Annotated in this window: 15 protein-coding genes; 7 read left to right on the top strand and 8 right to left on the bottom strand. The window is 64.3% G+C overall.

Features of this window, described 5'->3' with window-relative positions:
- Window positions 1–8: 8 nt before the first annotated feature.
- From JWZ97_RS02485 to JWZ97_RS02465, 5 genes are all read right to left on the bottom strand, one after another.
- A complete protein-coding gene (locus JWZ97_RS02485; RefSeq protein ID WP_205433217.1) occupies window positions 9–704 on the bottom strand; it encodes a hypothetical protein in 696 nt (231 codons plus the stop codon).
- Between the two features lie 14 nt (window positions 705–718).
- The gene (locus JWZ97_RS02480; protein ID WP_240342443.1) at window positions 719–1,234 is read right to left on the bottom strand and encodes a copper resistance CopC family protein; all 516 of its coding nucleotides are present in this window, start codon (window positions 1,232–1,234) and stop codon (window positions 719–721) included.
- Window positions 1,235–1,253: 19 nt separating this feature from the next.
- Entirely contained in the window at window positions 1,254–2,453 is a 1,200-nt protein-coding gene (locus tag JWZ97_RS02475; RefSeq protein WP_205433216.1) for a sialidase family protein, read from the bottom strand.
- 33 nt (window positions 2,454–2,486) lie between these two features.
- Entirely contained in the window at window positions 2,487–4,619 is a 2,133-nt protein-coding gene (locus JWZ97_RS02470; RefSeq protein WP_205433215.1) for a TonB-dependent receptor, read from the bottom strand.
- 322 nt (window positions 4,620–4,941) lie between these two features.
- Window positions 4,942–5,322: a hypothetical protein gene (locus tag JWZ97_RS02465; protein ID WP_205433214.1), complete on the bottom strand. Its 381-nt coding sequence runs from the start codon at window positions 5,320–5,322 to the stop codon at window positions 4,942–4,944.
- A gap of 526 nt (window positions 5,323–5,848) precedes the next feature.
- Between JWZ97_RS02465 and mepA the strand changes: the two genes are divergently transcribed.
- Window positions 5,849–6,685 (top strand): penicillin-insensitive murein endopeptidase, encoded by an 837-nt coding sequence (gene mepA / locus JWZ97_RS02460; RefSeq protein WP_205433213.1) that lies wholly within the window; start codon window positions 5,849–5,851, stop codon window positions 6,683–6,685.
- A gap of 91 nt (window positions 6,686–6,776) precedes the next feature.
- Here mepA and JWZ97_RS02455 read toward each other — a convergent pair whose 3' ends face one another.
- Window positions 6,777–10,142, bottom strand: coding sequence for a DEAD/DEAH box helicase (locus tag JWZ97_RS02455; RefSeq protein ID WP_205433212.1), 3,366 nt, complete (start codon window positions 10,140–10,142; stop codon window positions 6,777–6,779).
- Between the two features lie 103 nt (window positions 10,143–10,245).
- Here JWZ97_RS02455 and glcE point away from each other — a divergent pair, with 103 nt between their 5' ends.
- From glcE to JWZ97_RS02425, 6 genes are all read left to right on the top strand, one after another.
- A complete protein-coding gene (gene glcE, locus JWZ97_RS02450; protein WP_240342442.1) occupies window positions 10,246–11,358 on the top strand; it encodes a glycolate oxidase subunit GlcE in 1,113 nt (370 codons plus the stop codon).
- 2 nt (window positions 11,359–11,360) lie between these two features.
- Complete coding sequence (gene glcF / locus JWZ97_RS02445) at window positions 11,361–12,581, top strand: glycolate oxidase subunit GlcF (RefSeq protein ID WP_205433211.1); 1,221 nt, start codon at window positions 11,361–11,363, stop codon at window positions 12,579–12,581.
- Window positions 12,582–12,747: 166 nt separating this feature from the next.
- Entirely contained in the window at window positions 12,748–14,271 is a 1,524-nt protein-coding gene (locus tag JWZ97_RS02440; protein ID WP_240342441.1) for a HAMP domain-containing sensor histidine kinase, read from the top strand.
- The gene (locus JWZ97_RS02435; protein ID WP_205433210.1) at window positions 14,272–14,817 is read left to right on the top strand and encodes a hypothetical protein; all 546 of its coding nucleotides are present in this window, start codon (window positions 14,272–14,274) and stop codon (window positions 14,815–14,817) included.
- Window positions 14,818–14,927: 110 nt separating this feature from the next.
- The gene (locus JWZ97_RS02430; RefSeq protein ID WP_205433209.1) at window positions 14,928–15,632 is read left to right on the top strand and encodes a DUF6781 family protein; all 705 of its coding nucleotides are present in this window, start codon (window positions 14,928–14,930) and stop codon (window positions 15,630–15,632) included.
- Window positions 15,632–17,341 (top strand): AarF/ABC1/UbiB kinase family protein, encoded by a 1,710-nt coding sequence (locus JWZ97_RS02425; RefSeq protein ID WP_205433208.1) that lies wholly within the window; start codon window positions 15,632–15,634, stop codon window positions 17,339–17,341. Before JWZ97_RS02430 ends, JWZ97_RS02425 begins: the two co-directional genes overlap by 1 nt.
- A gap of 62 nt (window positions 17,342–17,403) precedes the next feature.
- Here JWZ97_RS02425 and JWZ97_RS02420 read toward each other — a convergent pair whose 3' ends face one another.
- Both JWZ97_RS02420 and JWZ97_RS02415 read right to left on the bottom strand, forming a co-directional pair.
- Window positions 17,404–18,081 (bottom strand): hypothetical protein, encoded by a 678-nt coding sequence (locus JWZ97_RS02420; protein WP_205433207.1) that lies wholly within the window; start codon window positions 18,079–18,081, stop codon window positions 17,404–17,406.
- 650 nt (window positions 18,082–18,731) lie between these two features.
- Window positions 18,732–20,378, bottom strand: coding sequence for an alpha-keto acid decarboxylase family protein (locus JWZ97_RS02415; RefSeq protein ID WP_205433206.1), 1,647 nt, complete (start codon window positions 20,376–20,378; stop codon window positions 18,732–18,734).
- Window positions 20,379–20,450 lie beyond the last annotated feature (72 nt).

The raw sequence follows: 20,450 nt of genomic DNA, 5'->3' as shown, positions 1-20,450 counted from the left end.
CAGGGACCTCAGCCGACTTTGGCCTCGACCGCATCGTCGTCCGCGACGCTTTTCCGGGTCTTGGGCCGGTAAACCCGGAAGGTCCGGTAACCGATCACGCCCATGACCGCGAAAAATGCGATGGCCAGGCCGCCGGTGAATTTACCGAACAGGGTCGAATAGCTGGGGCTGACGGGGAGTCCCACGGTGAAAGGGATGCGCAGCCGGTCGTCTTCGCTGATCGCGCCGTCCCCTATGGTGGCGATCAGGGCGTAATGGCCGGGTTTGTCGATCATCAAATGGGTGTCGGCGGTACCATTGCGGTAAATCCTGGCGGGCACTTCCGACAAGGTGCTTTTGATCTCGTGCGTGCGGCCGTCGTCGCTGACGCTTTCCTCGATCACCCGCAAACTGATGGGCGTGGTGCGCACGTCCCTATCCAGCAGATCGATGCTCAGAAAGGTCTTACCGATCGCGGGTATCTCCTGGCAATACTTGACGAAGGGTGTGTTCTCGCCTTTTTGCTGGCCTTCCTGGATGGCGGTGAAATGCACCGCGTAAAAATCGTTGGCGATGAGGCAGCTCATGTTGGAGCTGGTATACGACTGCCGGCCGTTGGAATTATCGCGCGGCGTGCCGGCGGCCAATCCCTGTTGGCAGCAGGCCAGCATCGTCAGCACGGCCAGCGGATTCTTTAGGTTCGAGATGGGGAATCGACGGTTCATGGTTGCGACCTCTTTCATTTCGCCTGCACGTTGAAGAAATATTTCCCGCTCACCACGTGGCCGTCGGCGGACAAGACCCGATAACGCACCATGTAGCGGCCTGGCACCAGCTTTTCGACCGAGGCCCTCAGATGAGAGTGGTCGGTGAAGTCCTGCCGCGCGTCGTGCTTGTCGACCCGCTTGCCGGACTCGTCGACGACGGCCAGGGCCAGGAACTCCTGGCCGACGCCTTCATTGAAAGTCAGCAGTATTTCTTCCGGCGCGTCCGACACGACCGCTTCCTTGTCCGGCAGCGCTTGCACCAGGATGGCGTGGGCCAGGAGGACGGGTGTTTCCGGCCGGGACGCCAGTGCGAAGGGATCGGCGTAGGCCGACACATCCGCTTGAATTCGCCCAAGCTCATGCGCGGCCATGGAAAAAGGCGCCTGGACCGAGTTCGCGCTCTTCTCCGTCGCCCCCATTTGGCCTTCACGCAGACCAGCCTCGGCCGTACAGGAAAGCAGGGCCAGTAGGGGCCACGCCCGTTTCATCGATATCTTCATGTCCGGTTCACCCATCGCTTAAGCTAGCCATTGCCAAGACGCGTCCCGCACCGGTCCGGTGCTCGGTCCAGAACGCCGCGATACCGCCCGCGCCCTCACCCAGGATGCGGGGATGATCAGCCTGGGTAGCCGAGGCGCTGATGCGTCGCGCCGGGGTCCAGTGTCCGCCGCCGTCCTTCGTGTGCACGTAATACACGGCACTGCCCTCCTCCGCCGGCCGGGTGTAGACGATGCCTACGCCCGCATCGCCGTAAACCGCGATGTCCGCCTCGCGGCTGCTGGCATCCGCGATACGCCGGGGCACGGACCAGGTTTTGCCCTGATCGGCGGACGCCAGGTAATACAGACCGGCGGCATCCTCCTTGCCGGTCCAGACCACGCTGTGCAGCACGGTTCCGTGCCGGGTGCGCGCCGTCGCCAGTCCGCCGCCACAGTGCGGACAACCGGCGAAATCCCAGTTGAATTCGCCGACGGCGCCCAGGCCCTGCCAGCGTCCATTCGCGGCCCGCAGGGCCAGCCTCATGTCGTGCGGTGCGTCGTCCCGGTAGAGCACGGCGATGCTGTCGTCCGGCAGCACCGTCAACCGGTTCCAGCAACAGGTACACACTGCCGCATCCACTGTGGCCTCCTCCCGCCAACTGCGGCCGCCGTCGCTGGAAATCGCGTGGCGCAAGCCCTGGGTGTTGCCGTTCTCCTCGCGATCGTCCAGCCACACCAGATGGAAACGGCCGCTGCGGTCCGCGGCGAGATCCATATAGGACTGCTGCTGGGTCGGATCCTCGGACTGGGGTGCCTGGGCCTGCTGCCAGGTAATGCCGCCGTCGCGGGAATAGGCCGCCGCCATCGGACCGGACCCGGGCGGATCCCCGCTCCGCTGCCACGCCACCGCCATCGTCAAACCATGCACCGCCAGTTGCGCATCGTTGCCCAGCCGGGATGCCACGAGCGTCCCGCCGCGATCAACCACCGACGGCTTGCGCCAGGTTCTCCCGCCGTCCGCCGTGATCGTGTAAACCAGCCGGGGCTGAGCGGCGGCTTGGGTCTTGCCGACGGCCAGCACGTGGATGCCGCGCGCGTCGGCCGCCACGTCCAGGCTCTGGATGTCGTACAGGCCGGCGATATCCGGTAACTGCCTGGCGCCATCGCTCCACGCCATCAGCGGTGCGGCGGACAAAACCAGTCCCGCGAACAGGATCCAGGCGCTCATACATGGCTTCTCTGTCGTGGCGCGGCCATGGTTCTAGAAACTCAGCGAGGCCGTCACGCGCACCATGCGCGGCTCGACGGGATGGCGCAGCAAACCGGGATTGCCGGGCTCGTCGCCCGCCCTCGGACAGGTCTCGGTGCGCGTGCACGCGTTGTAGTAGTAGGCGATGTCGCTGGCCCTCGAATCGAAGGCGTTGAACAAATCGAGTTCGACCTTGTAGTCCTTGTACCGGTAACCGCCGCCGAAACTCACCAGGGTCGTGTCGCCGGCCCATCCGGTGTTGCCCTCGGTCAGGGCGACCTGGCCGAAATGGCGTACCCGCGCGGTGAAGAAATAGCCTTGCGGCAAGTCGATCACCGCGCCCGCGCTGATGACCCGCCCGACCGAATTGGGGATGTTGTTCGCGTTACGGGCAACGTGCGTGTAACCGGACGAGGTAAAGGCGAGGTCGGCGTCCAGGGTCAGCCAGTCGGTGGGCTGGTAGTAATTGGTCCATTCCACGCCGTAGCGCTCGCTGCGCCCGGTCGGCTCGGTGGTGCCGGCGTCGCCGACGAAGACCAGCTCGGAATTCATCTGCAGCCACCACAACGCCAAGGTGGTGTTGAGTCCGGGTACCGCCTGGCTGCGCAAGCCGATCTCGCCGCCGCGCGACCAGACCAGCGGATTGACCGGCGACACGGCGTCGCCGCTATTCGGATCGATGCGCTGCACGGTGCCGCGTGCATCGTTGGAGTGATAGCCGTAGCCCAGATTGAGGAAATATTCGGTGTCGTACCAGGGTCCAATCACGAAGCTCAGCTTGGGGCTGATCAGGGCCGCGCCCTTGTCGCCGGAATTGCGGCCGTCGCTCGGCGATTTCACGTCGAAGTCGACGAAGTCGCTGCGCAATCCGGTGATGGTGCGGAACTTCTCCAACCAGTGCGTCTGGTTCTTGATGTACAGCCCTAAGCTGGTCTCGCCGACGTCGTCGCGGCGGATGTTTTGCAGCGTTTCGCGGGCTTGCGTGTGGTTCAGCGCGAGCCCCATGACTTCATCGTGGCGCACCTGCAGGCCGACGGTGTTGTCCATGTCGAAGCCGAACCAGCGGTCGTAATGCGTGAGCTCGCCGTTGCCGCCCACCACCACGCGGCGTTCCTGCTGCTTGATCTGATCGCCGGCCGGGTCGATGTAGCCGGAGAAATTGGAATAAAGCGCCAGGTCGGTATAGACGGCGTAAACGTTGAAATCGCTCTTGTAGGCGTCGCCGCGCTTCCAAAAATTGCTGGCCAGACTGTAGCGATTGGAATTGCCGCCATCGCTCGGATCCAGGCTGCCGTACAAATCCAGGCTGCGGTCACGGATGGCGCGGTCGGGAATCTGGTTGGTGGCGGTCCAGTTGGAGTGATAAGCCTTGCCGTTGACCGACACACCCCAGTCTTCTTCGTCTACGGTGTAGCGCAACATGCCGTTGTATTTGTCGAGATCTTCCGGCTGCTTCCAGACCCCATCGTAGAAATGGACCTCTCCGCCGTAGAGCAGTTCGCCCGGGCCGATCTTGTGCGAGTTGGCCAGCACCGTCCGGTAATAACCGAATTCGCCGCCGGTGAATTTCAGCAACCCTTGCGACAGGGTGTGCAGGGTGTGCATGCGCGCGTAGCCGGCCGAAGAGAAATCGCCGACGTCGGCGTAATAAGGCCCCTTGCCGTATTCCACCTTGTCCACCAACTCCGGGATGATGCTGTTCAAATCCAGGTAACCCTGGCCGTGCGCATGAGTGGGCATGTTCATGGGCACGCCGTCCACCAGCACGGAAAAATCGGTGCCGTGATCCAGATTGAATCCGCGCAGAAAATACTGGTTGGCCTTGCCGGAGCCGCTATGCTGGGTCGCCAGGGCGCCGGGCACCACTTCCACCAGTTCGCCGACGCGGGCCAGCGGGCGGAATTTGAATTCGGGCTGGCCGACCACACCCTGCGAGGCCGAACCGGCAACGCCGAGCAAATCGGTCGCACGGCCCTCCACCTCGATCGTGTCCAACGTCTTGATCTCGCCTTCCGATTCTTCGGCCGGCGGCCGGGAGTGAGCGAGCGCCTGCTCTACCGGGGCTCCCGACCAAAGGGCGCAATGCAGCGCCGGCCAAACGAAGGTACCCCGATGCTTAAGCTTGGGTAAGCGATAATGTCGCATATTATGGTTCTCCGTTCTTATCATCGACCTAGGCATTTAATCACGATGGCCTTGGATATACGGAGTTAGCCGGGAAACAGATGCAGCGACCACTGCGGTTTTTTCGGGCCCGGCGTATTACCGAACGGTCCTTCGTTGCCGCAGGCGAAAAGACAAAAACTCATCACTGTAATAATGGCGTAGCGCCATCTCATCATGCGCATGACGACCTCAGCCCGACCGGGCGGATTCCCGCCCGGATCAATATGCTAGAACAGAGCAAAATTCCTGGTAGGGACGCCCGATCAATACTCAATAAATCGGGCGCCATATAGCCGACTCTTTATTTGATCTTTCCTTCTTTTTTGTAGTATTCGATCTCTTCGTTGAGCTTCTGTATGGCATGCTCGACTTTGGAGCCCGCTTCCGGCAGGTTATTGGCTTCCAGGGCCGCAATGGCCTCCTTCAAACTGCCGGATGATACCTGCATGGGCATCGTGCTTTTTTCTTTGTAGGATTCGACGGCCAGCTTGCGCCCCTGTTTCGCGGCGTCCAAGGCGGCGGACTGATTGCCTTGTTTAATGGCTTCCGCCGACTGCTGGCTGAATTTGAATACCTCGACCAGGTTCGCGGGCGGATCCTCGTAGCGGCCGCCGGCAAAACCAGCATTGAAAACAGCACTTAAAGCCATCAGCGTAAGAACACGCAATACCATAGATTTCATAGAAAAACTCCTGACAAAGTTATACCCATAGCGGATAGCGGCGCCTTCGAATCCACAAGCCAATCACCTAAGGATTTCTCCGACCGGACCGAATAATTGCTTCAGTGGACGCGATAAAGAGCAATTACCCCGTTCAATATGGCAATCGCCATGCCAGAAACCCATCATCCCTACAATTCAAATAGATAAGTATTATCGGAGCGCATATACCTGGTTTCTTTGGGGGATAAACCAGGTCAATTAACGCAAAGCGCGGGGTAAATCACTCACTGACGAGAAACCCGGAAGGCGAATTCCGTGTCGGTAACCGGGCCAGTCGAGTGGAGGGAGGTCAAGCTGAGACAGGCTGCGAGGATGCAGCGCGGGACGGAGACAGGGACCGACGGTGGCGAAAACGGATGGCAGAACGGGGCGGCAGAATCGGGCGATGGCGGCCACGCGAGGCCGAGCGGCCTCATCCACGGAGGCTTGAGTCCGGTGAACAAGCTTGCCAAGATAAGCCTCACCTCATAGCCGGACGCCCCCCATGCTCCCTCCCCTTGCCGCTCGCTCAGCCGGGCGGGCGATTTTGCTGTCCTCGATACTTTCCCTGCCGGCCCTGGCGCTAGCGTCCGCGGTGACAAAGCCCACCACCGGGGTGCCGCGGGCCATAGGTCAGACCAGCAACGGTTGCATCGCCGGGGCCGTGGCCCTGCCCAAGGACGGCACCGGCTATATGGTGATGCACCTGGAACGCAGGCGTTATTTCGGCCATCCCGACTTGATAGCCACCCTGCAGGATTTGGGAGGGCAGATGCAGAAGCGGGGCATCGGCCGATTACAGATCGGGGATTTGGCCCAGGCGCGCGGCGGCCCCATGCCTACCGGCCACCGCAGTCACCAGACCGGACTGGACGTGGATGTCTGGTTCAACCTCGATCCGCGCATCTACAGCGACGCCGACGCCTTGCGCGCCAATGTCAATGCGCCGTCCATGCTGGCGAGCGACGGCAAGGGGCTAAACCGGGGCTTGTGGAGCGAGCATCACGTCGAGATGCTGGAGCTGGCCGCCCACCAGCCACGGGTGGACCGCATCTTCGTCAACCCCTGGATCAAGCGGGAACTCTGCCGCACGATCCACGGCAAGCGCGACTGGCTGCACAAGATAAGGCCCTGGTATTACCACGACGATCATTTCCATCTGCGCCTGGCCTGCCCGGCCGGCGATCCCGACTGCGACGACCAGGACCCTATCCCCCAGGGCGACGGCTGCGACGCCAGCCTGGACTGGTGGTTCGAACCGCACCCGCCCGCTCCGGCCGTCCCCCCGGCCGCCAAACCGCCCCTCCCCGCCGCCTGCGCCGCCGTGATGGATCAGCCGTGAAAACGGCTCGACGCGGCTAAGCCGCCGATAGCCGCGAGCCCCAGCCGCAAGCGGCTCTCGAGTCAGAAGCCCGACGGCGACCGGAGCCGGCCTAGTCAATTTTCGGCAAGGGTGCCAATAGGGCGGCGATGTCGTTTTCGTTGAATTTGGAGAGTTCTCCGGCGTCCTGGTTGAGGATGCCGGCGGCGAGGGCGGCCTTTTTGTCCTGCAAGGCCATGATTTTCTCCTCGATGGAACCCGCCACCACCAGCTTGTAGACGAAGACGTTCTTGTCCTGGCCGATGCGGTGGGCGCGGTCGGTGGCCTGGTTCTCCACGGCCGGGTTCCACCAGGGATCGTAATGGATGACGGTGTCGGCTGCGGTGAGGTTGAGCCCCACACCGCCGGCCTTGAGGCTGATGAGGAACAGCGGAACCTTGCCGGCCTGGAACTGCTGGACCGGTTCGGCGCGGTCCTTGGTGTCGCCGGTCAGTTTGACGTAGGGAATCTCGAGTTTGTCGAGCTGCGCCTCGATGAGCTCCAGCATGGCGGTGAACTGCGAAAACAACAGGATGCGCCGGCCCTCGTCTATCAGCTCCGGCAGCATTTCCATCAAGAGTTCGAGCTTGGCCGACTGCTTCACCCTGCGTGCCGCCGGCAGCTTGACCAGGCCGGGATCGCAACAGACCTGACGCAGCTTGAGCAGGGCGTCGAGGATGACGATGTGGCTGCGCCGGTAGCCCTTGTCGGCGATTTCCTGGCGCACCTTGTCATCCATGGCCACGCGCACCGTCTCGTAAAGATCCCGCTGGGCCGCTTCCAATTCGACGGTGCGCACGATGACGGTCTTGGGGGGCAGTTCCTTGGCCACGTCTTCCTTGCGCCGCCGCAGAATGAAGGGGCGGACCCGGCGGGCGAGCAACTCGGCGCGCACCCGGTCGCCGTGTTTTTCGATCGGTGTGCGCCAACGCTTGGCGAAATCCTTCCCGTCGCCGAGGAAACCCGGCAGGAGGTAATCGAACAGCGCCCACAACTCGCCCAAATGGTTCTCCAGCGGTGTGCCCGTGAGCGCCAGCCGATGGCGGGCCTGCAGACGGCGGACCACACCGGCGGCCTTGGAAGCGGCATTCTTGACCGTCTGCGCCTCGTCCAGGATCAGCAGGTGGAATTGGTGTTCCTTCAGGACCTCGGCGTCGCGCCAAAGCAAGGGATAAGTGGTCAGCACGACGTCGTGCTCGGGTATGGCAGCGAACGCGTCCTTGCGCGCCAGACCGTGCAGGGTCAGCGTTTTCAGGCTGGGCGCGAAGCGCGTCAGCTCCTGGGCCCAGTTGAACAGCAGGGAGGTGGGCATCACAACCAGGGCCGGCCGATCTAGCCGCCCGGCTTCCTGCTCGCTCAGCAGATGCGCGATGGTCTGCGCCGTCTTGCCCAGTCCCATGTCGTCGGCCAACACGCCGGACAAATCCTGCGAACGCAGATATTGCAGCCAGCGCAGGCCGTCGAGCTGGTAGGGCCGCAACTGCGCATGCAGGCCCGCCGGCACTCGGGCCTCGGGCATTTCTTTCCCGTTCAGCCGCTCGGCGAGCTGGACCACCGCATCCTGCCCCTTGAACTGCCAGCGCTGCTTGTCGGCCAGGAGGGCCAGTTCTTCCAGGCGCGCGGCATCCCAGCGCGACACCTTAAGGTGCTCGCCCTCCTCGCCCCGGTCGAACAAATCGATCAGGGTACGCACGATGGGTTTCAGCCGGCCGGCCTGCACACCGATACGGCCGATACCCGGCGCCAAAAGCACGATGGGTTCCTTGTCGAGTATGGTCTTCAGGCCATCCGGCGCCAGCCAGCGCGCGTCGCGGGAAAACAATTCGCTCAGCAGCGGCTGCAAAGCCAGGCGCTGCCCGCCCACCTCGATGCCCATGGCCAGGCTGAACCAGCCGTCTTCGCCCTCTTCCAGTTCGCCGTGCCAGGCATCGATCTCCATCACGGCGTGACGGAAACTGTCGTCCGGCTCGATGCGCCACCCCTGTTCGCGCAGGCGCGCGGCTTCCTCGGTCATGAAGTGGACCCAGTTTTCCGGCCGCGCCAAGCCGAAACTTTGCGTCGCGACGGACTGGTTGGCGAGGTAGATGTCGATCTCCGTTTGCGGCTTGAATCCCAGCGATTTCAGCGTCCCGCTCACCTTGGCCTCGAACTTGGCGTGGCGTTTGAGCTGCACCGGATCGCCGTTGGCATCGGTCATGAACTGGTCGCGCTTGCCCGGCTCCAGGACATGCTCGCCGTAGGCGAACAGCAGCCGGGCATAGTCCAGATAATCTTCGAAATACGGCGGATAAGCGACGTAACGGCGCTTCTTGAGCGACGCGAGCCTGAGCACCGGCACCGGTTCGAGATCGACCACGCGCAGGCGGGCGGTGGCCTCGGCCGGCGGAGCGTAGGCCCCCAGTCCCTTCTCCCTGAGCACCTGGGCGACCAGCGGGGCCTCCTGGGCCGTGAGCGCGGGCGCGTGCATCAAGGCATCCAGCCAGGCGCCGTCTCCGTCCTCCAGGTTGGCGGTGCCGATCTGCGACTGCTCGAAATCGACATACCAAAGCGGAGAGGTCAGCAGCAGTTTTCCGCCCGGCTCTATGCACACCTCGGGCGCCCAATGGCCGCTCGCCTGCATGCGCCAGCTCAGACGAGCCCGTCTGGGCTCGCCCCGGCAAAAGCCTGCGCCATGCGGCACCACGCCGCCGCGGTTGCTCGCTTCGGCCTCCCGGTCCGACACCAGCAAGCGGCCTGTCGCCAGCGCCGCTTCCAGCACTTTCGCCGCCCCCTCGCCCGTGAGGGTGAACTCGGACCACGCCCAGTCTTTGGCCGGCGCGAGCTGGTACAGCGCGAGCAGGACCGGCATGTCTTCCTCGCCGACGAACTTGGGAGGGGATTTGAGCGCGCGCTCGATGTTGGCCCAGGTTTCACTCGCCTGCCAAAGGCCCTCCGCGCCCAGCCGGGCCTTCCAGGCCGACAGCTTCAGCTCGCCGCCCTGACGCCGCACGAAATAGAGCAGATGCTGCGGCGCCTGAGGCTTGGCCGGCTTTTTTCGCGGGCCGTCCTCCGCGGGTTCGGCCGCACCCGGCCGACTGCTGATTTCTTCCAGCCATTCCAGCACGGAGGCGCGCGGGCCGACCGGTGCCGGCTTCGCCTGCAGACCTTCCAGGCAATGCAGAAAACCCGCCGCGATATGCTTGCAGCGCCGTCCCACCGGACAACTGCATTCCGCCTCGAAGCGGGCTTTCGACCAGGCGCCCACGACCTCGTACGGATTGCGGCCTGTGCCCTGTATGCGCGCGGCAAACCAGCCCGGTCCCCGCTCGAACTGACGTATGCTGTTCAGGTAAGCCCTGCCCTTGGCAATCTCGTTGGCACCGAGCCAATGGGTCAGGTCGTCCAGCGTGAACGGTGCGGCCTTGCCCCCGGACACGGCGGGCTGATCGGAAGTCTTCATGTACTACGAAAAATGTGAACCAGACCCGCCATTGTACCCTCAGCAATTGCGCGATCGCCGCGATTTTTTCATCGGCTCCGCGTCACGGCCGACAAGCAGCGGCATGATAGACTGCACCCCTTTCCCTATCCTGCTGAACATGAGCGCTAGCCCGGCCGGTCAAGACTCGAGCGCCGCGTTATGTGCCGCGGTGGCCGCCGCGGCGCGCACGCGCGTGCCACTGTGCATCCGCGGCAGCGGCAGCAAGGCGTTTTACGGCCGGGCCGCCGAAGGCCAAACCTTGGATGTGCGCGGGCACCGGGGCATCGTGCACTACGAGCCGACCGAGTTGGTGCTGACGGCCCGCGCGGGCACTCGACTGGCGGAGATCGAAGCGGCGCTCGCCGAACGCGGCCAGATGCTGGCTTTCGAGCCGCCCCATTTCGGCCCCGACGCCACCTTGGGCGGCACCCTGGCCTGCGGCCTGTCCGGACCGCGCCGGCCCTGGTCCGGATCGGCGCGCGATTGCGTGCTCGGCGTGCGCATCGTCGACGGACGGGGCGAAATGCTCCGCTTCGGCGGCGAGGTGATGAAAAACGTGGCCGGCTTCGACATCTCGCGGCTCATGGTCGGCGCCTTGGGTGGCCTGGGTGTGTTGCTGGACATTTCACTCAAGGTTCTGCCCCTCCCCGAGGCGGAAATCACCCTGACTTTCGAACTGCCGGAAGACGAGGCGATCGCGACGGCCCAGCGCTGGGCCGGGTCCTGCCTGCCCTTGTCCGCGGTCTGCCACGACGGCACCCGTTTGTTCGCCCGCCTGGCCGGAGCCGAGGCGGCGCTGAGGGAAACCCGGCGCGTACTGGGCGGCGAGGAACTGGCGCATGGCGAAGGTTACTGGGGCGATCTGCGCGAACAGCGCCTGCCTTTCTTCGCCGGGGACGGCGACCTCTGGCGCCTGTCGGTTCCCCCGGCCAGCCCCGCCGCGGACTTGCCGGGCACTCGGTTCATCGACTGGGGCGGCGCGCTGCGCTGGCTGAAAACCGATGCACCCGCGGAAGCGGTTTTCGCGGAGGCCCGCAAGCTCGGTGGACACGCCACGCTGTTCCGCACGTGCGCATCGGCAAACGGGCGATTCCAAGCCCTGCCGGACAAGCTGCATGCACTCCACGTGCAATTGAAGCGCGCCTTCGACCCGCAAGGCATCCTCAATCCCGGCCGGCTTTATCCTGACTGCTGAACATGCAAACCCGACTGGCCGAATTCATCAAGGCGACTCCGGACGGCGACGAAGCCGAAGCCATCCTGCGCTCCTGCGTCCATTGCGGTTTCTGCACCGCGACCTGCCCGACCTATCAATTGCTGGGCGACGAACGGGACGGCCCGCGCGGACGTATCTACCTGATCAAGCAGGTCCTGGAAGGGGAACGACCCAGCGCCAGGACCCGTGGGCATCTGGACCGCTGCCTGAGCTGCCGGTCCTGCGAAACGACCTGCCCTTCGGGCGTGCGCTACGGTCATCTGCTGGACATCGCCCGCCGTGTCGTGGACCAGCAAGCCCCTCGTCCGTGGCCGGACAAGCTGGTCCGCCGGGCTTTGCGCGCCGTCCTGCCGTATCCATCCCGTTTCGCGCGGCTCGCCCGGCTCGCATCGGGGCTGCGTCCGCTGTTGCCGGCCTCGCTGCGCGGCAAGCTCCCCGCCCTGCCCGGGCCCGATGCGTGGCCGGCCGGCCGGCATGCCCGCAAGATGCTGCTGCTGGAAGGCTGCGTGCAGCCGACCTTGGCGCCCGCCATCAATGCCGCGACGGCGCGCGTGCTGGACCGCTTGAACATACAGGCGATACGGGCGGAAGGCGCGGGCTGCTGCGGCGCGCTAAGCCATCACCTTTCCGCGCACGAGGAAGGGCTCGGTTTCATGCGCCGCAATATCGACACCTGGTGGCCTTACCTGGAGCAGGGCGCCGAGGCGATCGTCATGACGGCCAGCGGCTGCGGCTTGATGGTTAAGGAATACGCCGAGGTACTGAAGCACGATCAGGCGTACGCAGAAAAGGCCTCCCGCGTGTCCGCCCTGACGTTCGATCTTGCCGAAGTCCTGGCGCGGGAGGATACGAGCCGCCTGACTATCCGCCCGCGCCGGCTGGCCTACCAATCTCCCTGTACCCTGCAGCATGGCCAGAAACTGGCCGGCGCCGTGGAAGACCTGTTGACCCGACTCGGCTTCGAGCTGACGCCGGTCGCCGACCCGCATCTGTGCTGCGGTTCGGCAGGCAGCTATTCCTTGCTCCAGCCCGAACTGGCCGGACGTCTGCTCGATAACAAGCTGGCGGCCTTGCAGGCCGGCCAACCGGAACTCATCGCCACCGCCAATATCGGCTGCCTCAGCCATCTTCAATCGGCCGCCCGAGTGCCGGTGCGTCATTGGGTCGAACTGCTGGATCCGCAAACGCCGGGGCCGGCCTGACACGCCGCTCCCGTGCGACGAATCAGCCGGCCGACGCGAAGCGCTCCGCCACCCCGGGGAACTTCCATCGCCCCGGCCTTGCCTGACCCCGGACGGGGTGTTTTGGTAACATGATGCTTTCGAAATCCCTCCGCGTCCGCCCTTCACCCACTCGGCACCCCATCCCTTGAATTTTTTACGGAAAATCATCGTATCCGAACCGGACCAGTACAAGGGCACCCGTCCCACGTCCTTGCCCGGCCGCCTCTTCGGACGCTTGTTCTCGTTGAAAAACCTGCTCGCTACCGGCTTCCTGGCGACCATGATCCCCGTGTTCATCGCCCTCACCTACGCCGGCTTGGGGATGCGGGAGACGGCGAGACTGGGAGAAAAGGCCCTGTACCAGACCGCCGAGCAAATGAAGGTGATGCGGGTGGCGCTGCAGAAGGCCAACGACCTGGAGCGCAAGGCCAAGCTCTTCGTGCTGCTGTCCGACCCCGCCCTGCGCCAACCCTACGAGCGGGAATCCTACGAGAACGTCCGCAACTCGTTCCGCCAGACCCTGAACGAGCTGCTGCAACAGCCCGCCCTGGACAGCCGGCTCACTCTGCTGGTGAATGAATTGCTGGAAAAGGAAAGGCTGATCCACGAGCAGATCACCGGGTCCGACGCCACGCCCAAGCTGCCGGTGGAAGACGCATTCCGCGGCCTGCGCGACGCGGCCAACGGCCTGTGGCAGGAAATCAGCGTGCGGGTCGACCGCCAGGTGGAATCCTTGCACCGGCAGTCCTTTGAACTGGAGCAACGCATGTGGGTGCGGACCGCCAGCCTGATGGGGGTGTCCCTGGCCTCTTTCCTGCTCATCCTGACCGTGCTGAACCGCTCGATCCGCCAGTTGGACACCGCCATCCGCCGCCTGGGCGCCGGCCGCTTCGCCGAGACGGTGAACGTGAGGGGCCCCAAGGACCTACGCCACCTGGGGGAACGGCTGGACTGGCTGCGCGGCCGCTTGCTGAACCTGGAGGAGGCCAAGCAGCAGTTCATGCACAACGTCGCGCGGGAAATCGAGGTGCCGCTCGCGAGCCTGAGGGACGACTCGGCCCTGCTCGTCCGCGAACTGCCGGACGCGGGTCCGGCGCAAGCGGCATGCGCGCGGCTGCAATCGCGCGTCGACCAGCTCAAGGCCGTATCCGACGAACTGGTCCGCTACAGCCGGGTCAACGAGAGTCCCATACTGAGCGAACGCAAGGACACCGATCTGAAGACCCTGCTGGAAGGCGTGCTCGCCGACCAGCGCGAACATCTGCAAGCCAAGTCCCTGCGCACCAAGGCCCTGATCCAGCGCGTGCCTTATCACGGCATCGTCGACCAGTTGCGCGGCATCTTCGAGCAGCTGATCTCCAACGCCGTTAAATTCTCCCCCGAAGGCGGCGAAATCCGCGTCATGCTGCGGGTCCACGGCGACGCCATCGAATTCGAGGTGGAGGACGACGGACCCGGCATAGACGCGGACGAGCGGGCCGACGTGCTCAAACCTTTCCATCGCGGCCATGCCGCCTTGGCGCTGAACACCGAGGGACCGGGGCTGGGCCTGGCCATCGCCGCCGAATACGTCGCCCATGCCCTGGGCAGGCTGGAAATCCTCGACCCGCGCCAGGATCAAACCGGCGCCCGCGTACACGTATTGATACCCCGAGTCGATGTGAACTGAATGAAATCCGCAATCCCCCTCTTGTTGTGTACGTCCCTGCTCGCCGGCTGCGCGGGCAATCAATACGGCTTTCCCGTTCAGCAATTCGGCACCAGCGGACCTAATGTCGGCGAATTGATCGACTTCCAGCGCGATTTCGCCGCCCGCTCGGCCACCGCGCGCGCCGAGGAATGCCGCTGGCTGAGCCAGCGTCAGAAAGAAACGCCCCAGGCCAGTTGGCTGTTGCGCCTGATGATGGGACGGGCGTTGTCGGACAACTGCGGCGACACCTCCCGGCTGCTGTCCGCTTACGAAGACCTGGCCCGGCAAAACACCCTGGATGCGCCCGTCGCCGGCATGGCCGCCTACCAGGCGGAAATCCTCAAACGATTGGGCAGCGGCAGCAGCGGGCGCCGGGCGGCCGCATCGGAGCGCCGCGCCACCAAGGGAGAAGCGGAACCCAAGGCCAGCAAGGACGAAACCAAACTGCTGAGAGAAAAACTCGAAGCCATCCGCTCGCTGGAAAAGAAAATGGACGAAGACAGCGCCGCGCCGGCCGAACGCTAGGGACCGGACGGGCATACGGCCCCGCCTCCGTACCCGTTCGCCAATAGCGCGTCATGTTCATCCAGCCGTGATACGCTGACGGTTCCGGAACTTCATGGAGGTCGACGATCATGTCCAATGAAACCAAACCAACCGAGGTATCCGCTCTTCGGGAAGATACGCTCGAATCCAATGTCAGGCTCGCCGTCGAAGGCGGCGAAGACGTCGAAGAAACCGTGCGCCAGGCGACCTACGACGCCTTGAGCGAAAAGCCCCTCGACCTGGAATCATTGCGCCGCATCATCACGTCCGTGGTCGAAGGCGCGCGCCACGGCGCACAGCGCGAACTGCAGCAAACGGCGGAGCAGGCTCAGCTCGCCCGCTCACGCTTCGAGCAGGCGATCGACGGGCTGGATACCGCCTTGGCGCAGTTCGCGGAGGCGGCCAAGCTCACTCTTGAAGAAGCGGTGGGACGGGCACAAACATTCGGCAGCGAGGACCTCGCCAAGGTGCGCTCCGATCTCGAAAGTCTGGAGTCGCTTTTCCTGGAGACCCTGAAAACCACCGCAACGGCGACTCAGGGCTTCGTTGCGGACACCCTGCGCGGCATCCTCGAACACTCCGAGCGCCAGGGCACCGCCGTGGGCGCGCAACTACAGGAAACCCTGGCAAGCTTCGGCCAGCACGTCGCCGGCACCGGTTTCAGCGGCATCGGGACCGGCGTACAACTGGCGCACGCCACCGCCGACTTGATGCGCGACATCGCGGCCGGCGTACTGGCCGGCCTGGCCGACCGACTGCAGCCCCGTCGATACGACAAAGACCGGCCCGACTGATGTTCTGGCAGGCGCTGACGGCGGCCCGCGACCTCGGGCGCCTGCACGAAATCGCCGCGATCCTGATCCGTTACGGATTCGGGGCGATGGTGCGCAACATGGGGCTGGCCCGTCTGCTGGAAAAGGCGGGCCGCGCGCTGCACTGGGAGGAAATGGAGGATGTGTTCCAGCTCGACGCCCCCACCCGGGTGCGGCGCGTGCTGGAGGAACTGGGTCCGACCTTCGTCAAGCTCGGCCAGGTTTTCGCCACCCGCGTGGACATTTTCGATCCCGAGTGGATCGCCGAATTCAGCAAGCTGCAGGACAGCGTGCCGGCCGTGCCCTACGAGGACATACGCCGGCAACTCGAAGAAGATCTGGGCGCTCCGCCGGAAACCCTGTTCGCCTGGTTCGACGAGCAATCCCTGGCGGCGGCCTCCGTCGCCCAAGTGCACCGCGCCCGCCTGGACGACGGCAGCGAAGTCGTGGTCAAGGTGCGCCGCCCCGGCATACGCCCGCAGATTGAAGCCGATTTGCGCTGGCTGAGCCGCCTCGCCCTGCTGATCGAGTCGGAAACCCCGGAACTGCGCCAATTCCATCCGGTCGAGATCGCCGGACAATTCGCCCAGTCGCTGCGGCGCGAACTCGATTTCGCCGGCGAATGCCGCAACGCCGAGCGCATCGCGGAAAACTTCGTCGGCTACGTCGATGCCGACACCCCGGTACTCCAGCCCGGTGCGCCGCCGCTCATCGTGATTCCCCGCGTCCACTGGGAATGGACCTCCGAGCGCGTCGCCGTGCTCGAATACATAGACGCCATCCCCGGCCGCCAACTGGACGCCGCCGAAGCGGCCGGACTGGACCGCAAGCTGCTGGCCCGCCGCGGCGCGCACGCCGTGCTCAAGATGGTCATCGAAGACGGCTTGTTCCACGCCGACCCGCATCCGGGCAACCTGTTCTACCTGCCCGGCAACCGCATGGCTTTCATCGACTTCGGCATGGTGGGCAGGCTGACCGAGGAACGGCGCGACGAACTGACCCGTCTGCTGTTCGGCATGTTCAACCTGCAGCCCAGCCTGGTCACCGAAGTCATGCTCGATTGGGCCGGCGGCTCCAATACCGCGGACGAATCCAGCCTGACGCTGGACGTGCAAACCTATCTCGACCAGTATCACGGCCTCCCGCTCAAGCATCTCAAGCTCGGCGCGATGCTGACGGATTTCGCCCGCCTCATGCGGCAACACCATCTCACCCTGCCGCCCGACCTGGTCCTGCTGTTCAAGACCTTCATCTCGCTGGAAGGCATGGGCCGCGAGATCGACCCGGAGTTCGACATCCCGGCGGAAATGCTGCCGATGTTGAAACACGCCATCGAGGCGCGTTATGCGCCCTGGACCCTGGTCAGGCGAGGCTGGCGTTCGGCGGCGGAAGGCCTGAACTTCCTTGGCGTCCTGCCCGGAGACCTGAACCGACTGATGCGGCGCATACGCCGGGGCAAGCTGGACATCCACGTCGAGGTGAACCACATCAGGCGGGTCGGCGACCAATTCGAAAACGCCGTGAACCGCCTGGCGCAAGGCCTCATCGTGGCGGCGCTCATCATAGGCTCGTCCATCATCGTCACGGCGGCGGGCGGTCCGGCGCTGTCGACCCTGGGGATCATAGGCTTCGTAGCGGCCGCGCTGGGCGGCCTGTGGGTCATCTTCCCCAAGGGCGGCGGCAGACGATAGAGAGAAATGACGCCGGGGCGGCTGAGCTTCAGCCACCCCGGCGCAGGATCGCGGGCCGGTCGCTAAACCGGGAGAACAGCAGGCGCCGGCACCCGACGCTTCCCGATCACGGTAATCACGCCTAGGACCGAGCCGAACAGCCAGACCGCCGCCGGCGCGGGGACCGTCTGGACCGCGGCATTCGTCGTGTCCGGTGCGAAATCGGAAATGGCGGGGAAGCCCGTGCCCGAGGCGCCGTCGCGTGGCCACAGATTCCACGTGTAGTCCGATTTGGCCAAGCCGGCCGAGGGCAACAATGCGCCGGCGATATCCGCGGACAAGCGCTTGCCTTGTATCGTGATCGCGCTCGGGAGCAACGGAGTCACGGTCGCCGGATCGGTATTCAACAGATTGATCAAGCCGGTCCCAGTACTGCCGAAACGTATCACGGTGTCGAAAAGCACATTCGGCAATCCGTTGGCGGCAAAACGGGCAGTCCCGGCGCCGCGATTTATGCCCAGCACATAAAACCCGGCCGGCGTAGTGCCCACATCCGCGCCGTAATTGCTTTCGAAATGGAATATATCGGTGCTCGGGTTATAGGTCAGCGAGGCGCTGAGCACATCCAGATCCCCCGCTGTGCTGCCCGTATATCCTGACAGATAATCCCCAACCGGATCGGTGATACCGGCGGCCTGAGCCTGGAGCGGACCGCCGATCACCGCGGCCATCAATAAATACCTTACGTCGTTGAGTCTCATAAATCTTCCCTAAGTTAAACTTTTACATCGGTATCAGTCGGCGATCGAAAACCGGCTCGGCAACTGACGTCGTGGCTCATGCAGGCCCCCGGGATGCGTTAACTACGCCGTATGAGCGCACCAGGAGATATCCTTATATCGGCCGCTCCACTGCGAACCGGCAAGGGTATATACCCGCTCCATCCCTGCGTCCTTATTCCCTGAGCATAATCATCAACATTCATGCCACTAATAGGCGAGGCCACTATACAATTGGGGGAGATACAATTCCATACTAAAAATCCGTCAACTCCTTCGGCTAATCCGGAATATATGCCCACCCGCCCAATCTGAACCCAGCGATAATCCGCCCGCAAAGCCGCAGCCGGTCGGGATTTATGTCAGCAGCCCTGGACTGAATAGGATAATTTCGGACTCCCGCAGCCCGGTTTGTCATGCCGACCACAAACTGTTTCAAACCAAGCAAACTGCACCATGGCTGCTGTATTCCGGGCAGCGATTCGAATCCGGCCTATTTGCGCCTATCGGGCAATATCCGGCACGTGCCTAGTCGTTATCCGTTCGAGATTCCCTTGCTTATGCCGAACCGGCCTTTCCGCCTGCAATAACCCTAAGGCGACGGCCATTAAAAAGCGGAATAATCCGGATAGCTATCCCTGAACCCGGGAATGCAGGTGTGCGGCCAGGCGCTGCATGGCCGCCGAGGCGTCGGTCTGCGGCAGGTGGACGTTGATGATGCTGGGCTGGGTGTGCTCGGCCAGCGCGCCGAGCAGCGCGATTTCGAAGGACTGTTCGTCGGGCGCGTCGTAGCCCCGCAGGGGACCGAACACTTCGCCCAGACGGTCGAAGTTCCAGGACGCGATGTCGTTGAACGGACCTTCGAGGATGAAGCGCTCCGTGCTATAGCCGCGGTTGTTGAACACCACCACGATGGGCGCCAGACCGTAACGCGCGTGGGTGGAAAGCTCCGTGCCGGTCATCTGGAACGCGCCGTCCCCCACCAGGATCAGCGCCCGGTGATCGGGCCGGGCGATCTGCGCGCCGAGCGCGGCGGGCACCGCGTAGCCCATGGAGGTGTAGAAGGCCGAGGCGAGGAATTCGCTGCGTTCGTGCACCCGCAGATCGAGGGCGGCAAACAGGCAGTCGCCGACGTCGCACACCACGATCATCTCCGGCGTCAGCGCGCGATCCAGGCGGGCGATCAGGCGCTCCACGGCCATGGGCCGATTCGGCTCGGGAAAGCCGAACTCGGGCACGGCCGGGGCGGCCGGGTAGGCGTCGGCGCGCGCGCCTGCCGATTGCGCCAGGCTGAGGACAAAGTCCGCCAGGGCGACGCGCGGATAGCGGTGGTGATGGATGACGACTTCGTCCTGCGAGGCGCGGACGATGCGCCGCGGATCCAGCCGCGCGGTGTAGATGCCGGTGTCCACGTCGTTCAGGGTGACGCCCAGCATGAGCAGCAGATCGGATTGCTCCACCGTGTAGCGCGCGCCTTCCGCGCTCATCGCGCCTTCGTAGATGCCCAGATAGGCGGGGTGACGCTCGGCGATGACCGATTTGCCGGTGAGGGTGGCGGCGACCGGCAGATGCGCCCGTTCCACCAGTTCGATCAGGGCATCCTGCAGGCCGCGCCGGTGCAGTTCAACGCCGGCGACTAGCATGGGCGAGACCGCCTGGCCCATCAATTCCACGGTTTCGGCGACCGCTTCGGCCAAGGCCGCGGCATCGCTGGCCGGCTCTTCCTCGAACGCTTCCGCCGGCACGGGATAGCCCGGCGTTGCCACCCGGTCGCGCGGTATTTCGATATAAACCGGCTTGCACTGCCGGCGCGCCGCCACGAGCACCCGATCGATCTGGCGCAAAGCCATCAGCGGATCGTCGAGCACCGCCGTGGCGCAAGTGATGCGTTCGAAAATCTCGCGCTGAAAATTGAACGGACCGAAACGGTGGTGCAACAGGGGGTCTTCCCGCTGCTCGCGCACACCCGGCGCGCCGCTGATGACCACCACTGGCGCGGATTCGGCATAAGCGCCGGCCACGGCGTTGACCGTATTCAGGGCGCCCACGCCGTAAGTGACCGCCAGCGCCCCCAGGCCGCGGCAGCGCGCGTAGCCGTCCGCGGCGAACGCGGCGGTGTCCTCGCGCGTGGTGCCTATGTGGCGGATGGGGCTGTTGGCCATCAGATCGTAGAAGCCGAGCACGTAATCGCCCGGTACGCCGAAGATGTCTCGCACACCCTCTTCGTACAGACGCTGGAGGAGATACCGACCTATCGTGTCCGATTCAGCGGGGCTCATCTCGATCTCCTGATTGGATAGTGCCAGCCGCTAGCGTCTCATCCTTGTTACCCGCCCGGCAAGGCCTGCAAG

Origin of the sequence: Methylococcus sp. EFPC2 (genome assembly GCF_016925495.1) — a bacterium.
GTDB lineage: Bacteria > Pseudomonadota > Gammaproteobacteria > Methylococcales > Methylococcaceae > EFPC2.
This window is presented reverse-complemented; position numbering and strand designations above follow the sequence as displayed.

What these genes read in the sequence shown, in the direction of transcription:
- JWZ97_RS02485 (WP_205433217.1), bottom strand. Translation starts at nt 704, where the DNA reads ATGAACCGTCGATTCCCCATCTCGAACCTAAAGAATCCGCTGGCCGTG.
- JWZ97_RS02480 (WP_240342443.1), bottom strand. Translation starts at nt 1,234, where the DNA reads ATGAAACGGGCGTGGCCCCTACTGGCCCTGCTTTCCTGTACGGCCGAG.
- JWZ97_RS02475 (WP_205433216.1), bottom strand. Translation starts at nt 2,453, where the DNA reads ATGAGCGCCTGGATCCTGTTCGCGGGACTGGTTTTGTCCGCCGCACCG.
- mepA (WP_205433213.1), top strand. Translation starts at nt 5,849, where the DNA reads ATGCTCCCTCCCCTTGCCGCTCGCTCAGCCGGGCGGGCGATTTTGCTG.
- glcE (WP_240342442.1), top strand. Translation starts at nt 10,246, where the DNA reads ATGATAGACTGCACCCCTTTCCCTATCCTGCTGAACATGAGCGCTAGC.
- JWZ97_RS02415 (WP_205433206.1), bottom strand. Translation starts at nt 20,378, where the DNA reads ATGAGCCCCGCTGAATCGGACACGATAGGTCGGTATCTCCTCCAGCGT.
- JWZ97_RS02435 (WP_205433210.1), top strand. Translation starts at nt 14,272, where the DNA reads ATGAAATCCGCAATCCCCCTCTTGTTGTGTACGTCCCTGCTCGCCGGC.
- JWZ97_RS02455 (WP_205433212.1), bottom strand. Translation starts at nt 10,142, where the DNA reads ATGAAGACTTCCGATCAGCCCGCCGTGTCCGGGGGCAAGGCCGCACCG.
- JWZ97_RS02470 (WP_205433215.1), bottom strand. Translation starts at nt 4,619, where the DNA reads ATGCGACATTATCGCTTACCCAAGCTTAAGCATCGGGGTACCTTCGTT.
- JWZ97_RS02430 (WP_205433209.1), top strand. Translation starts at nt 14,928, where the DNA reads ATGTCCAATGAAACCAAACCAACCGAGGTATCCGCTCTTCGGGAAGAT.
- glcF (WP_205433211.1), top strand. Translation starts at nt 11,361, where the DNA reads ATGCAAACCCGACTGGCCGAATTCATCAAGGCGACTCCGGACGGCGAC.
- JWZ97_RS02465 (WP_205433214.1), bottom strand. Translation starts at nt 5,322, where the DNA reads ATGAAATCTATGGTATTGCGTGTTCTTACGCTGATGGCTTTAAGTGCT.
- JWZ97_RS02420 (WP_205433207.1), bottom strand. Translation starts at nt 18,081, where the DNA reads ATGAGACTCAACGACGTAAGGTATTTATTGATGGCCGCGGTGATCGGC.
- JWZ97_RS02425 (WP_205433208.1), top strand. Translation starts at nt 15,632, where the DNA reads ATGTTCTGGCAGGCGCTGACGGCGGCCCGCGACCTCGGGCGCCTGCAC.